The 12,879-nt window shown below is 66.8% G+C and carries 12 protein-coding genes, 1 tRNA gene and 1 pseudogene; 9 read left to right on the top strand and 5 right to left on the bottom strand.

The features are described 5' to 3' along the window. Positions 1–77: 77 nt before the first annotated feature. The 8 genes and pseudogenes from AB5J62_RS32425 to AB5J62_RS32390 all read left to right on the top strand — a co-directional run bounded on the left by AB5J62_RS32425 (position 78) and on the right by AB5J62_RS32390 (position 5,693). The gene (locus AB5J62_RS32425) at positions 78–911 is read left to right on the top strand and encodes a class II aldolase/adducin family protein (protein WP_370943804.1); all 834 of its coding nucleotides are present in this window, start codon (positions 78–80) and stop codon (positions 909–911) included. A gap of 7 nt (positions 912–918) precedes the next feature. After that, a complete protein-coding gene (locus AB5J62_RS32420; protein WP_370943803.1) occupies positions 919–1,605 on the top strand; it encodes an alpha/beta fold hydrolase in 687 nt (228 codons plus the stop codon). 17 nt (positions 1,606–1,622) lie between these two features. Beyond that, a tRNA-Glu gene (locus AB5J62_RS32415) sits at positions 1,623–1,695 on the top strand. Positions 1,696–1,852: 157 nt separating this feature from the next. Continuing rightward, complete coding sequence (locus tag AB5J62_RS32410) at positions 1,853–2,182, top strand: hypothetical protein (protein ID WP_370943802.1); 330 nt, start codon at positions 1,853–1,855, stop codon at positions 2,180–2,182. Between the two features lie 412 nt (positions 2,183–2,594). Further along, positions 2,595–2,996, top strand: a complete 402-nt coding sequence (locus AB5J62_RS32405) for a transposase (protein ID WP_370943801.1) — start codon at positions 2,595–2,597, stop codon at positions 2,994–2,996. Between the two features lie 19 nt (positions 2,997–3,015). Then, positions 3,016–4,247 (top strand): annotated as a pseudogene (locus AB5J62_RS32400) (IS256 family transposase). Positions 4,248–4,292: 45 nt separating this feature from the next. Further along, entirely contained in the window at positions 4,293–5,081 is a 789-nt protein-coding gene (locus AB5J62_RS32395) for a transposase (protein WP_370943800.1), read from the top strand. Between the two features lie 483 nt (positions 5,082–5,564). Next, complete coding sequence (locus AB5J62_RS32390; RefSeq protein WP_370943799.1) at positions 5,565–5,693, top strand: hypothetical protein; 129 nt, start codon at positions 5,565–5,567, stop codon at positions 5,691–5,693. Positions 5,694–5,752: 59 nt separating this feature from the next. On the opposite strand, the gene AB5J62_RS32385 is transcribed toward AB5J62_RS32390, so the two are convergent. The 3 genes from AB5J62_RS32385 to AB5J62_RS32375 all read right to left on the bottom strand — a co-directional run bounded on the left by AB5J62_RS32385 (position 5,753) and on the right by AB5J62_RS32375 (position 8,442). Next, positions 5,753–6,736 carry a hypothetical protein gene (locus AB5J62_RS32385; protein WP_370943798.1) on the bottom strand — a complete coding sequence of 328 codons (984 nt, stop codon included), beginning with the start codon at positions 6,734–6,736 and terminating at the stop codon, positions 5,753–5,755. Next, positions 6,733–6,963, bottom strand: coding sequence for a hypothetical protein (locus AB5J62_RS32380; protein WP_370943797.1), 231 nt, complete (start codon positions 6,961–6,963; stop codon positions 6,733–6,735). Before AB5J62_RS32380 ends, AB5J62_RS32385 begins: the two co-directional genes overlap by 4 nt. A 597-nt stretch (positions 6,964–7,560) precedes the next feature. Then, entirely contained in the window at positions 7,561–8,442 is an 882-nt protein-coding gene (locus AB5J62_RS32375) for a hypothetical protein (RefSeq protein WP_370943796.1), read from the bottom strand. A gap of 469 nt (positions 8,443–8,911) precedes the next feature. On the opposite strand from AB5J62_RS32375, the gene AB5J62_RS32370 reads away from it, so the two are divergent. Further along, positions 8,912–9,805 (top strand): TIGR03619 family F420-dependent LLM class oxidoreductase, encoded by an 894-nt coding sequence (locus AB5J62_RS32370; RefSeq protein WP_370943795.1) that lies wholly within the window; start codon positions 8,912–8,914, stop codon positions 9,803–9,805. 65 nt (positions 9,806–9,870) lie between these two features. Here the strand turns inward: AB5J62_RS32370 and AB5J62_RS32365 are convergent, their stop codons facing one another. Together AB5J62_RS32365 and AB5J62_RS32360 are read right to left on the bottom strand one after the other, a co-directional pair. Further along, positions 9,871–12,084, bottom strand: coding sequence for a helix-turn-helix domain-containing protein (locus AB5J62_RS32365; protein ID WP_370943794.1), 2,214 nt, complete (start codon positions 12,082–12,084; stop codon positions 9,871–9,873). After that, on the bottom strand, positions 12,081–12,758 hold the full coding sequence (locus tag AB5J62_RS32360; protein WP_370943793.1) for a class I SAM-dependent methyltransferase: 678 nt from the start codon (positions 12,756–12,758) through the stop codon (positions 12,081–12,083). Before AB5J62_RS32360 ends, AB5J62_RS32365 begins: the two co-directional genes overlap by 4 nt. Positions 12,759–12,879: the final 121 nt, after the last annotated feature.

Below are 12,879 nucleotides of genomic sequence, written 5' to 3'. Positions count from 1 at the left end.
TGACACGCGCTCCCGGCCCGGCACAGGATACAACCACCAATCGGATTGGCCGACCAATCGTAAATGGGGTTCGCGCGATGACGACGACCGAGATGTCCACCCTGCCCGCCGAGATGGTCGCCGCGCTGGCGTCCGCGATCGGCCCGATGCCCGAGAACGCCCAGCTCCCGGTGCCGCCGACCTTCGAATCCGTCGAGGAAGAGCGCCAATACCGCAAGGAGCAGCTGGCCGCGGGCTTCCGGCTCTTCGGCCGCTTCGGCTTCTCGGAAGGCGTCGCCGGGCACATCACGGTGCGCGACCCGGAGCGCCCCGACTGGTTCTGGGTCAACCCGTTCGGCATGAGCTTCAACCGGATCAAGGCCTCCGACCTCATCCTGGTCGATCATGACGGCAATGTGCAGCACGGCAACCGCCCGGTGAACCGCGCCGCGTTCGTCATCCACGCTCAGGTCCACCAGGCCCGCCCCGACGCGCTGGCCGCCGCCCATTCGCACTCGCTGTACGGAAAAGCCTTCTCCAGCCTCGGAATCCCGCTGGACCCGATCACCCAGGACGCGTGCGCGTTCTTCGAGGACCAGGGCCTCTACACGGATTACCGCGGCATCGTCAGCGATGTCGAGGAAGGCAAGCGCATCGGCGAGGCGCTCGGCCCCCACAAGGCCGTCATCCTGCAGAACCACGGCCTGCTCACGGTCGGCCAGTCGGTCGCGGAAGCGGTCTGGTGGTTCATCACGATGGAGCGTTCCTGCCAGGCCCAGCTGCTCGCCATGGCGGCGGGCACCCCGAAACTCATCGACCGCGACGTCGCGCTCCAGAGCCGCGCCCAGCTCGGCAGCCCGCTGGCAGGCTGGTTCCAGGCCCGTCCGCTGTGGGAGCAGATCACCCTCTCCGACCCCGACCTCTTCGACTAAGGGCGGCATGCACGTCCGCCAAGACGGCCCCGCCGACGCCCCGGCCGTGGTGCTGCTGCACGGTTTCGCCTCGTCGCTGCGCTGGTTCGGCAAGGTCGCGGCCGGTCTCGCCACCGACCACCGCGTCATCCGCGTCGACCTGCTCGGCCACGGCCGCACCGGCGGCGACGCGGCCGACGCCGAAGCCCAGGCGCTGGCCGTGGCGGACGTGCTGTCGCAACTGGAAGTCACCGACGCTTACCTGGTCGGCCATTCCTTCGGCGCGGACGTGGCACTCGCGGTGGCGCGCCTGCGGCCAGGCGCTCGCGGGGTGGTCATCATCGGCCAGGCACCCGACTACAGCTACGCCCGATTCCCGCCCGGCGCGTTCCTGCCCACCACGGCGGCGCTGATCGGGTTCCTGCACCGCCTCAGCCCGCGCCGGTTGTCGATGCACCCCGGCATGTACCGCGTGGTGCTAGCCGACCGCCGCGCCCGCCTGGCCTCCCATCCGCTCGACGCCCAAGTCCGTGACCTCGGCCTGCCCACGCTGGCGATACTCGGCGGCCGCGACCGGATGTACCCGTGCGCGCCGACTGCCGCGCGTTATCGGGCGGCGGGCGCACGGGTCGCGATCGTCGAAGACGCGGGCCATTCAGTGCACGTCGAGCGTCCGGAACGGGTCGCCGAACTGATCCGCGAGGCGCTCTGCTAGGTTTAGCCCGCACCTGAGCCCCCGTCGTCTAGCGGCCTAGGACGCCGGCCTCTCACGCCGGTAGCGTGGGTTCGAATCCCATCGGGGGTACTTACAGCCTCACTGATGCCACCGACCATTTTGGTCGGTGGCATCAGTGTTTTCAGGCCGTCGCCCTGGATTTCAAGCCTGGCTGAAAAGCGTTGCCGTGCGCGAGCCCGCTGAGCACACTCCAGCGTGAATCCGCCGACAGCAGAAGGAAACAGTCATGCCCAAGATCCGGGTCCGCTCGCTCGCCGCCTTGGTGGCGGCCGCCGCGACGATCTTTTCCATGGCCGCACCGGCCGCATCCGCTGCCACGCAGGCCATCGCGGCCGAGAGCTGCAAATCCAGCTACGTCGAGTGGGATCCCGACGAGGGCAACGGCGAAGGCTGGTCACGGTGCACGCCGCCGTACTACAACGCCTTCCACCGCGTCGTCCTTCTGTGCAGCTACGACGGCGACAAGTTCGGTCCCTGGGTGAGGGCGTGGGAAGAATCCAGGACCACGTGTACGAACGGCAGCTCGGCCTACTACGCCTTCACGCAAGTGAAGTAGTGAGTGGTGCCGCCGGTTGTTTGCGGGGCAGGGAGTAGCTACCGGGCGGTGCTTGACCAGTCCCTGATGAAGCGAGGGGCGCCCTCGGTGCGCACTACGCACTCGGGGGCACCCTCACTTCATCCAGCCTGCGCGGAGCGGAAGGCCAAATGTGGCTCAGTGTCAGGGTGGTGTGGCCGCCTGGTTGGCGGTTAGGGTCCGGCCTTGATCGCGTGGTGATTCAAAATGTGGCTGTCGCCCCTGCTGTGCGGGTTGACTTGAGCACGAATTGTCCAGCGCGGTCAGGGTTCCGGGCCTGGCTGGCCTGACTTGATAGAAGCGTGGACTAGACGACATCCCACCTCGACTGAGGTGTGTCCGACCAGCCCGGCCCGGTCACACATGTCTCCGGTCTCAGGGAAGGACACGCGCGATGTCCATGGTGGTCATCGGGATCGATCCGCACAAGTCCAGCCACACCGCGGTCGCGGTCGATCACAACGGGCGCAAACTCGCCCAGAAAACAGTCAAAACCGACGCCGGCGGGATACTCGCGCTCTGGCGCTGGGCCGCGGCCCTGGCTTCGGCGCAGGTGCTGTGGGCGGTCGAGGACGGCCGTGGCCTGGCCGGACGGCTGGTGCGCACCTTGATCGGCCACGGCGCGGAAGTGGTGTGGGTGCCGCCGAAACTCATGGCCCAGTGCCGGGCCAGCGCCCGCACCCGCGGGGCGTGTCACGCCAACTGTGTAGGTCGGGGGTGTACCAAGATCGACCGGCCTGGTGGGCGGTCGGAAGGGACACCGAGTGACGCAGAACACATCGCCTCGTCGCAGTGACGAGGCGGCGGCGCGGCAGCTGGCGGAGACGTTCTCGCCGGAGACGATCGACGCGCTGCTGAAGGACGCCAAAGCGGCCGGAACGCCGATCGACGGCGTCAACGGCTTGCTGAATCAAATGACCAAAGCGGTCCTCGAGCGGGCGCTGCAGGCCGAGATGACCGACCATTTAGGCTATGACGCCGCGACCCCTCCGGTCGCGGTTCCGGCAATTCCCGAAATGGGAAGTCGACCAAGACGGTGTCGACGATGAACGGTCCGGTCGATATCGAGGTTCCGCGTGACCGGAACGGGTCTTTTGAACCCGCGATCGTGCCGAAGCGATCTCGTCGGATCGGCAACATCGACGACATGATCCTGTCACTGTACTCCCGGGGCATGACCACCCGCGACATCGAAGCTCATTTGCTGGAAGTTTATGGCGTGAATGCCTCCCGGGAATTGATATCTAACGTGACCGATGTCGTGGTCGACGAGATCAAAGCGTGGCAATCACGTCCGCTCGACGAGGTGTATCCGATCCTGTATGTGGATGGAATCCGGATCCGCGTCAAAGACAACGGCGTGGTGACCACCAAAGTCGCCTACCTGGCCATCGGTGTCGACGTGGACGGCCGCAAGCACGCTCTCGGCTGCTGGATCCAGGACACCGAGGCCGCGAAGTTCTGGCAGAAGGTCGTCACCGACCTGCGCAACCGTGGCGTCAAAGACATCCTCATCGCCTGCTGCGACGGCCTGACCGGTCTTCCCGACGCGATCAAAGTGATCTTTCCTGACACGGTCGTGCAGACCTGCGTGGTCCACGTCATCCGCAACGCCTCGAAATTCGTGTCCTACAACGACCGCAAAAAGATCGCCACATCGATGCGCGAGATCTACTGCGCCCCCACCGTCGAAGGCGCCGAACTCGCCCTGGCCGAATTCGACAAGAAATGGGGGCAACAATACCCAGGCGCCATCGACGTGTGGCATAACGCCTGGAATGACCTCATCCCGTTCCTTGACTACCCGCCGGAACTCCGCAAAATCGTCTACACCACCAATGCTATCGAATCCATCAACTTCCAACTCCGCAAAATCACCAAGAACCGCGGACACTTCCCCGACAAAGACGCAGCCATGAAACTTCTCTACCTCGGACTCCGCAACATCTCCAGTCAACGCGGCGGAACATCCGGAACGGGAACACACGGCTGGAAAGTCGCACTCAACACCCTAGCCCGCCTCTTCCCAGGAAGGCTCCCTTTCTGATAACCTGAAAAACGTAAGTAATCACCTCTGACTTACACAGAAATCGTGACAGGCTCCACCCGCGGCAAATCAGACCCGATCGACGCGCTCGCCGTCGCCCGCGCCGCACTACGCGAACCCGACCTGCCCACCGCACATCTGGACCAGACCGCGCTGGACCTGCGGCTGCTGACCGATCGCCGGGAAAGCCTGGTCACCCGCCGCACCGCGGTCATCAACGCGCTGCGCTGGCACCTGCACGACCTCGACCCCGCCCTCGACACCGGCACCGCAAAACTGACCGGGCCACGCACCCTGGCCACGCTCACCACCGCCCTGCACGCACTACCGGACAGCGTCCGCCGTCACCTCGCCCTCGACCTCGTCGCGGAGATCAGCGCCTTGAACAAGCACATCGGCCGCTACGAGCGCCACCTCGCCGACCTGATCACCCCCATCGCGCCCACCCTGCTCGCCATCGTCGGGGTCAGCACCGTCACCGCCGCGAAAATCATCGGCGAGACCGCCGGCATCAGCCGGTTCCGCTCCAGCGCCGCCTTCGCCATGCACGCCGGAACCGCACCCATTCCCGTCTGGTCCAGCGGCAAAACACAATTCCGGCTCAACCGCGGCGGCAACCGGCAACTCAACACCTGCCTGCACCGCATCGCCATCACCCAGCTCGCACACCACCCACCCGCACGCGACTACCGAGACCGCTGGACCACCACACGCCCACACGCCACCACCAAAGCAGCCCTGCGCGCCCTCAAACGACACCTCACCAACACCATCTACCGCGCCATGACAACCGACGCCACACTCCAACAAGATCAACTAAACCAAGCTGCTTGACATAGAAGCTTCGTCGCTCGCTCAGCCATGGTGGGGGTCGTGTCCCGCTCCCGCGCCCTGCGGCGGTGTGGTGGTCATGATGGGCGCGGCTAAACCACACAAAGGCCACCCTTGTAACGCTGAGCGTGACATGGGCCCCCTTCGTCACGTCCAAGACTCCGCCACAAGCGGGCGAACAAGACATAACGGACGCAATTTCACGCCTGATGTCCTTTGTGGACACGAAATCAGGTGGGGTTCACCAGCGAGACGACGTGAACGCCCCGTTCACAACTTTGAACGTTGCGAACGAGGCGTTCACGTCGTTCCATCTGGCGCAGCGGCCACAAGTACCTGCCACAGTTGCCCTTCCGGGCAGTGGCGGTTCTGGTATTGGGTCGGCAGTGATCACCCGTGGTGACCATCCGGGTTCGATCCGCGAGATTTGGGCCGATTTCCCCGGTTTCGGTCACTCAGTGGCACCGGTTCCGCGAAAATGACGGCATGGGAGATCGCGCGGGCGCCTTGATCGAGGAGCCGACACCAATCTACGAAGAGCTCGCCGAGCTTTTCGCGCACATTCTGCGAGATGACAGCGAAGACAGCGGCAAGCACAGGTCGCCGCTCGACTGAGCCGAGTGACTTCGGGGTGGCCGAACCAAGGTCCGGCCACCCCGGAACTCACCTCGCTGCTAGCGCCAGAGCGTGCTGGTGAGGACTCCTGCCGCGTAGCCTCCGCTGAGCAGCAGACCGCAGCCGACCATCGTCACGGCCACCTTGAAACGTGCCGCCGCGGAGACCCGAGGCTCGACGCTTTCCGTGTGCGGGATCGTTTCCACGGGCGAGGCGATCGCCCCGGGTGCCTGGTCTCGTGGGGTGGGAGCGTCGTTGCGCAGCCGCCGCCACAGCCTGATGTAGGCGTTGATCTCGCCCGTCGATGTGCGGCCGGGCACCGCGGTGGTCGCCGTGTGGGAGAGCAGCACCGTGACCAGCGTCCGCATCCTGGTTTCGTTGGACGGCAGGGTGTCGCTCTTGAACAGGGCGCACAGTGAAGTCCTGCCGAGGCCTCCCTGCTTGTCGACCTGGCGCATCTTCCGCTCCAGGTCACGCAGCGAGATACCGGTCTTCTGCCTGAGCTCACGCAGGTGCGCCATGAACTCGGCTTCGGTCTTGATCCCGAGCAGCGGTGCGGGCAGCGACGGCTCCTCGACCGTGTTCAGGGTGTCCAGCGCGTTGCGGATCGTCGTCGCCTCGTCGAGCTTGCCGTTGCGCACGAAATCCGTGAGGAGCCGGTCGACGGTGGTCTCCTCCAGCGCGCCGAAGCTCGCGGACGAGATCGCCGCCGCCGGATCACCGACCGTCCTGGTTTCGCTGCCGCGCAAGGACCGTTCGGCCTCGGAAGCCAGGTGGTGCAAGAAGTAGATGTGCCTGCGGGTCTGCTCGGGAGCTTCCAACGCCTTGAGAATCGCCTGGTAGATCATGGGTGGCATCAGTTTGCCGTTGTTGATGTTCCAGGCCTGGGAGATCAGATCGATGTGGTAGGACGGCAGAGCCATCCCGATCTTGTACAGATGCTGGTCCGGCCCCAGGTCTCCCATGGCGGCGTGCAGTTCCCAGACGGCCAGATCACGCGCGGCCTGCTCGTCGGCAGGCCTGGACGAGTCGATCGAGGTCAAGGGAGGACCCCCTGCCCGGTCAGCGGCCGAAGGAGCACCTGTGGCAGCGGGCGCAGGCCGATGGTGCCGCCCACCAGCGCGAGCGCCACGAGCGTGGCCGCGGCCGGGGCGTTGCCCAGTGCCACCAGCACCAGTACGAATCCCAGCACCCACGGCAACGCCGAGGTCATGGTGGGGCAGGAGGTCTTGCACCGCAAAGCGGGCGCGGACCGTCGAACGGCTGACATTTTCTCTCCGTAAAATCCACAAAGGGGGTGTTTTGGCATCGGGCGATTGTGCGTTTTGGGTGTATCGCCTGCCGGAAGACGGTTCCAGCCGTCATTTCCGCCTGAGCCTGGCAAAAGGCTCGGTCGCAGTGCGCCCTGCTGAGAATCCAACTCGTATTCGGTGATCACCACAAGCGATCGGTCGTCCTAATGCGTCCGTGTCGTGTCCGGTCCGGTGTTCAAAAACCGCTCGGGTCACCCGATTGGCGCGTGACTTGGGTCACATGGCTAACGACTCGTCGTGGGAGCGGCAAGGCGTCTCAGACGTGCCAAAAGCATCGATCCTCCAGGTGAGGGCCCTGTCCGGACGATGTCCGACCGGGCTTGAATCCGTAGCGCATTCGGTGGCTGGCGGCGTTAATAGGGCTGGGCCGAGTCGGCGTGACCGGGTCGGCTCCGCTGATGAGTTCTCGTTGGGGCCCATAGGGGTGTGGGTGGCATCGGGAATTCGGTGAGGTGCGAACGGCTGCTGTTCCAGCAGCACGCCGTTCGTCTCACCGTCCTCGTGGCGGCTGTGAAAGCCGGGCGAGTAATCGCGGGTGAAACCTGCCGCGGGGGTTATCCGCTCCTGGTGCCGAGCCATTCCATTGTCGGGATTCCCGGGCGTTCGGCTTGGCGGGCGTGGCTTTCGAGCATGAGCTTGCGCAGGGTTTCGGTGCTGGTGCCGGGATGTAGCGCCTTCAGCAGCCGCAGGTTCTCCTTCATGAGCACGCTGTTGCGGTGCCGCAGCCGCTGGTTCTGCGCGCGAAGATCCACGCTCTCCCGCACCGCGGCCTGGCGCTGGCGCTGGGCCGCGTCGCGTTCGTTCGACTGCGCGCTGACCTGGCGGAATCCGCGCACGACCGACCACAACAGGTCCCGGGTTTCCTGTAGTTCCTCGCGTAGCCGTTCGGCGTCGCCGTCGTCGCGCGGCACGGGCTCCGGGTTGATCAGGCACGCCTGGATCGCGGGCACGGTGACGACTTCGGCGCCCGCCCACTCGGGCAGGAGGATTTCTCCCCGATACTCCCCGCATGGGCGCGCCACGCGGGCGGCGCGGCAGAACAGGCCGGCCGCGTAGCCGAGCACCGTTGGCAGCCGCGCCTCGGGTGTCGCCGCGGTGATCAGGTCGTGCACCTTGTTCCAGGACGGAATCCGCGCGGCCGCCCGGCCGAGGTACTTGCTGCAGTGGCTCTGAATACCTGCCAGATCCTTGCCGTGCGACCAATGCCCGTCGTCGTCGGCATGCGCGTCCAAGAGCGCCCTGAACGTGCCGGTCAGGCGCCCGGACTCGTCGGCCAGCGTCACCACCAGGAACAGGATCAGGGCGCGGCCGTCGGCGCTGAGCTTGTCCTTGTTGGTGAAGTCCTCCGTCGACTTGAGCTTGCTCAGCGCGGACTGCCCGCGCCCCCGGCCCGGTCCTGCCTGGATCGGGATGCCCCTCGTCGGATCACCTTGCATCCGTTCCCTCCTCGTGCACGCGACTCTGGCGCCCGCGCCGAATACTTTCCGAATACTTGCCTCCGCCGGGCGCCGGATCGTGCCGGCGAGGGGAGAAAAGGCGACTAATACTCCGAGGCTCATCGACTTCGAAACCTCATGTAACAGCTGTCGCGCCTGTGCCGTCTAACGAGTGAACGGGGCAGGCCGTTAGGGAATCTACTCGACCGGCTTTGGTTACTGCCAGTCAGATCACGGTGTTTCGCCAAACTGTCAAGAAAGATCTTTGCGGGCGGAATATGAAAGATCTTCCACTTACGGGTTCGAACATCCGGTCATATGCTGTTCGAACATCCAATATGACAGCGTTGACATGACCGCTGACCGGGTACGCGCCGCCGTGCGCCGAGGTACTTGAACGCGCAACCAAATGCGGGTAGTAGTGGTGACAGGACCGGACGGGTCCGTTGCCGCTTCAGGGGGTTTACCCATGCGCATTGGTTTCAGTCTTCCGGTGTTCGGCAAGGCCGCGGCCACGCCGGGCGGGGTCGCGCGGTACGCGCGTGCGGCCGAGCAGGCCGGGGCCGCGGGGCTGTGGGTGGGTGACCGGCTGCTGTCGCCGGTGGCGCCCGTCGTTTCGTACCCGGGCTACGAGACCATGCCCGAGGAGTTCTGGACCGCGTACGACCCGTTCACCGCGCTGGCGGTCGCCGCGGCGGTGACCGAGACCGCGATACTCGGGTCGAGCACCATCAACGCCACGCAGTACCAGCCTGCCAACTTCGCGCGGCAGCTGACCAGCATCGACGTGGCCAGCAATGGGCGGCTGCTGCCGGGGCTGGGTATCGGGTGGTCGCCGGACGAGTACGACGCCGTCGGCGTTCCCATGTCGGAGCGCGGAAAGCGGCTGGATGACCTGCTCGATCTGCTGGACACCTGGTGGAGCAAGGATCTCGTGGCGCACGAGGGGGTCGGCTACAAGATCGCGGAAAGCCACGTCGGGCTCAAGCCGGTGCGCAAGCCGCCGGTGCACCTCGCGGGGTTCGGTGAGAAGGCGTTGCGCCGGGTCGCCGAGCGGGCCGATGGCTGGCTGCCGGTCTGGCCGGTGCCCGAGCAGTTCCCGGCGGAGGTGCTGACCACCACGCTCGCCAAGATCCGGGCCGATGCCGAACGGGCCGGGCGCGATCCTCAGGCGCTCGGGGTGGCGCTGCGGGTGAACGCCGCGCCTGACACGAAGCCGGAACTCATCGCCGAGTCGGTGGTGAAGATCGTGTCCGTGCTGGAGCCGGACCACACCTTCATCGACCTCACCTACCTGACCAGCAGTGTGGACGAGCACCTCGACCTCACCGGGCGCCTGCTGGACCTGACGGCCAGAGGCTGACTTCTCCGGGGTCGTGAGTGGTACGGCCGGTTCTAACCGGTCTGAACACTCACGACCTCCGCGAGTTAGGACTTGCGGGCCGCGCCTGTTCGCTCGAACAGGGTTTGGGCCTCGGCTTGGGCGGCGGCCGCGTTCGCGTGGTCGCCGCGCGAGGTCAAGATCTCCGCGATGGCTTGGAGAGTGCGGGCCTGGCCCAGTGACACGCCGTGGCGGCGGAAGAGTTCGAGTGCCTCTTCGCAGCGGGTGAGTGCGGTGTCGAGTGAGCCGAGTGCGGCCAGGCTCCGGGCGGAGTCCAGCAGCGCGTAGGCGTAGCCGTAGTCGTCCATGGGCGTGCCGGTCCGCTGCTTGAAGTGGTCGAGGCAGCGTTCGAACTCGGCCGCCGCGGCCGCGTGGTCGCCTTGCTCGTGCCAATACGCGGCTCGCTCGGCGCGCGCCCAGTACAGGCCGATCGGGTAGCCGGCTGCTTCGAAGAGCCGGATCGCTTCGTCGAGCAGTTCGCTGGAGCCGGGGTGTCGCGCGCGCCGGAGGTAGAGCTTCGACCAGGCTTGCTCGCGCAGATCGCCTGCCGCCACGGCGGCATCGAAGGCCTGCCGGGCCAGTTCCGCGGCCCCCTCGCCGTTGCCGAGCGCGCAGACGATCCAGGAGAGATTGTTGCGGTGGACGGCTTCGTCGCGCTTGCTGCCGATCGCGAGTGCCGATCGCACGGCGAGTGCGTAGACCTCGTGCCAGGTGCTGGCCGTGCCGTCGATGTCGAAGTACCAGTGCATGGCCTCGGCGAGGTCGAGCGCCGCGCGGTGCTCGCCGTGTGCCGCCATGCTCTTCATGGCGGGGAGCCAGTTCTTGACCTCGACTTCGAGCCAGCGCCGCGCCGCGCCGGGTTCGCTGAACCAGGGTGTCGGGGTCGGGGGCGCGTTGGTTTCGCCGGAGGGGAGGAAATAACGGCCGGCCGCTGTCGCCGTTCGCACCAGCCAATCGGTGAGCCGGTGCTCCGCCGCCGCGATCGCTTCCGGCGAATCCTCCTGGGAGAGCAACTCGGCCGCGAAGACGCGGAGCAGGTCGTGGAACTGGTAGCGGCCGTCCAGATGAGACGTCTGCAGCAGGCTCGCGTCGGCGAGTTCCTCCAGCACGAGTGCCGCGTCGCCGGTGTCGGCGAGTGCCATCGCCGCGCCGGGCGAGAATTCGGCGGCGGGCACCAGGGAAAGCCTGCGGAACACCATGGCCGCGGCCGGGGTGAGCTGGCGGTAGGACAGCTCGAAGACGCTGTGGACGTCGAGATCGCCCGCGGTGAGCGTCTTCAGGCGGGTGCCGGTGTCACGGAGCTGCTCGACGAGACCGGCCAGCGGCCAGCCGGGGCGGCTCGCGAGGCGGTTGCCGACGATGCGGAGTGCGAGCGGGAGCCTGCCGCACAGCTCGATCAGCTCGAGCGCCGCCGTTTGCTCGGCCGCGACGCGGGGGCGTCCGATGATGGCCGTCAGCAACGCGATGGCGTCGCCTCGACCGAGCACGGTCAGGTTCAGCCTGCTGACGCCTTCGAGGCCGACCAGCAGCTGGCGGCTGGTGATCAGGGTGAGGCAACGCGGGCCGCCGACCATCAGCGGGCGGACTTGCGCCTCGCCTGCCGCGTCGTCGAGCACGAGGATGGCGGCGCGGTCCTTCAACAGCGATCGGCAAAGGCTCGCCCGCTGCTCCAGCTCGGCCGGGATGGTGACGGCGTCGACGCCCAGCGAGCGCAGGATCAAGTGCAGGATGTCCGCCGGATCGTTCGGCTGCGACGACATCCCGCGCAGCTTCAAGAAGAGCCTGCCGTCGGGGAAGACGTCGGTGAGCTCGTGCGCCGCGCGTACCGCGAGACTCGTCTTGCCGGCGCCGGGCGGCCCGGTCAGCACCGCCGTGTGGCCCGACCAGCGGGGGCTGCCGGTCAGTTCGTCGGCGAGCGCGAGCAACGCGTCGAGGTCGCGCTCGCGGCCGGTCAAGTCGTCGATGTCCGGGGGCAGCATGCCGAGCACGGACGTGGCGTAGACACCGGTGGTGTCCTGCTGGACGCGGTTCGACCTCGCGGCGTCGCGCAGCTGGGCCAGCTCGCTGTCGCTCAGCGCCAGCGGGACGGCGAGCGACTCGATCGTCCGCCGCTGGGGGCTCCTGGCGATCCCGCGCTCGATGTCCCTGATCGCGCGGATGCTGACCCCGGACTCGTCGGCGAGCTCCTCCTGCGTGAGATTGGCGCGGCGGCGGTAGCGCTTGAGCAGCGCCATGAAACTCGCCGGCGGTGCGTTCGTCACGACCCCCAGCCCAGGGAAGCGATGTCCCACAGGCCCAGAGCCTTGTCGGCGAACGCGCCGTTCTCCTCGGTGCACTCCTCGTACAGCACGGCCAGCGGTTCCGGGAAGTCGAAGGGCGCGCGGCAGAAGTTGAGCGCGCGCCAGTCGCCGGTGACGATGTCGGCGTTGGTGGTCAAATCGGTGAACGTCGTGGTGAGCAGATAGCGGGAACCGCTGCGCCGCAGGTTTCCGATCGCGCGGCCGATGTCGTGGAAACTGAGGTGCACCAGGCAATCCCGGCACAGCACGAGATCCGCGCGCGGCAGCTCGTCGGTGATCAGGTCGAGCACCTGGAACGACTCGCCATGCCGCTCGACGTTGCGCGCGACGAGCTCGGGGACGATGTCGGCGCCGAGGTAACTCTCGACGCCGAGGTCCACCGTGCTCAGCCAGCCGAAGTCCCCGCACGGCAGGTCGAGCAGCGACCGCACGCCGAAGCGGGCGAGCAGCGGCGGCAGGCCGGCGCGCAGCGCGCTGGTCTGCTCCAGCTCGGAGCCGGGCCCGGAGACCGAGTCCGCCGCCCACATGTTGGCGCGGAAGATGAAGTCGAAGCGGTCGCGGTTGGTCATGGCGGTCAGCTCGTCCGCGTGCTGCCGGAAGGTGCGCTGCGCCATGGTGATCGGCCTGTCGTCCACGCCTCCACCCTAGGACACGCCCTAGCCGCGTTGCCCGTTCACCATCCGGACGGCGTTGACGTGGGAAACACGGCTGCGTTGCCGTTGACGCGTGCAGGAATGCGAATTCGTTGACCTGAAA

Origin of the sequence: Amycolatopsis sp. cg5 (assembly GCF_041346955.1) — a bacterium.
Lineage (GTDB): Bacteria > Actinomycetota > Actinomycetes > Mycobacteriales > Pseudonocardiaceae > Amycolatopsis.
The sequence above is the reverse complement of the archived record's forward strand: the minus strand, read 5'-3'. Positions and strand labels throughout refer to the sequence as shown.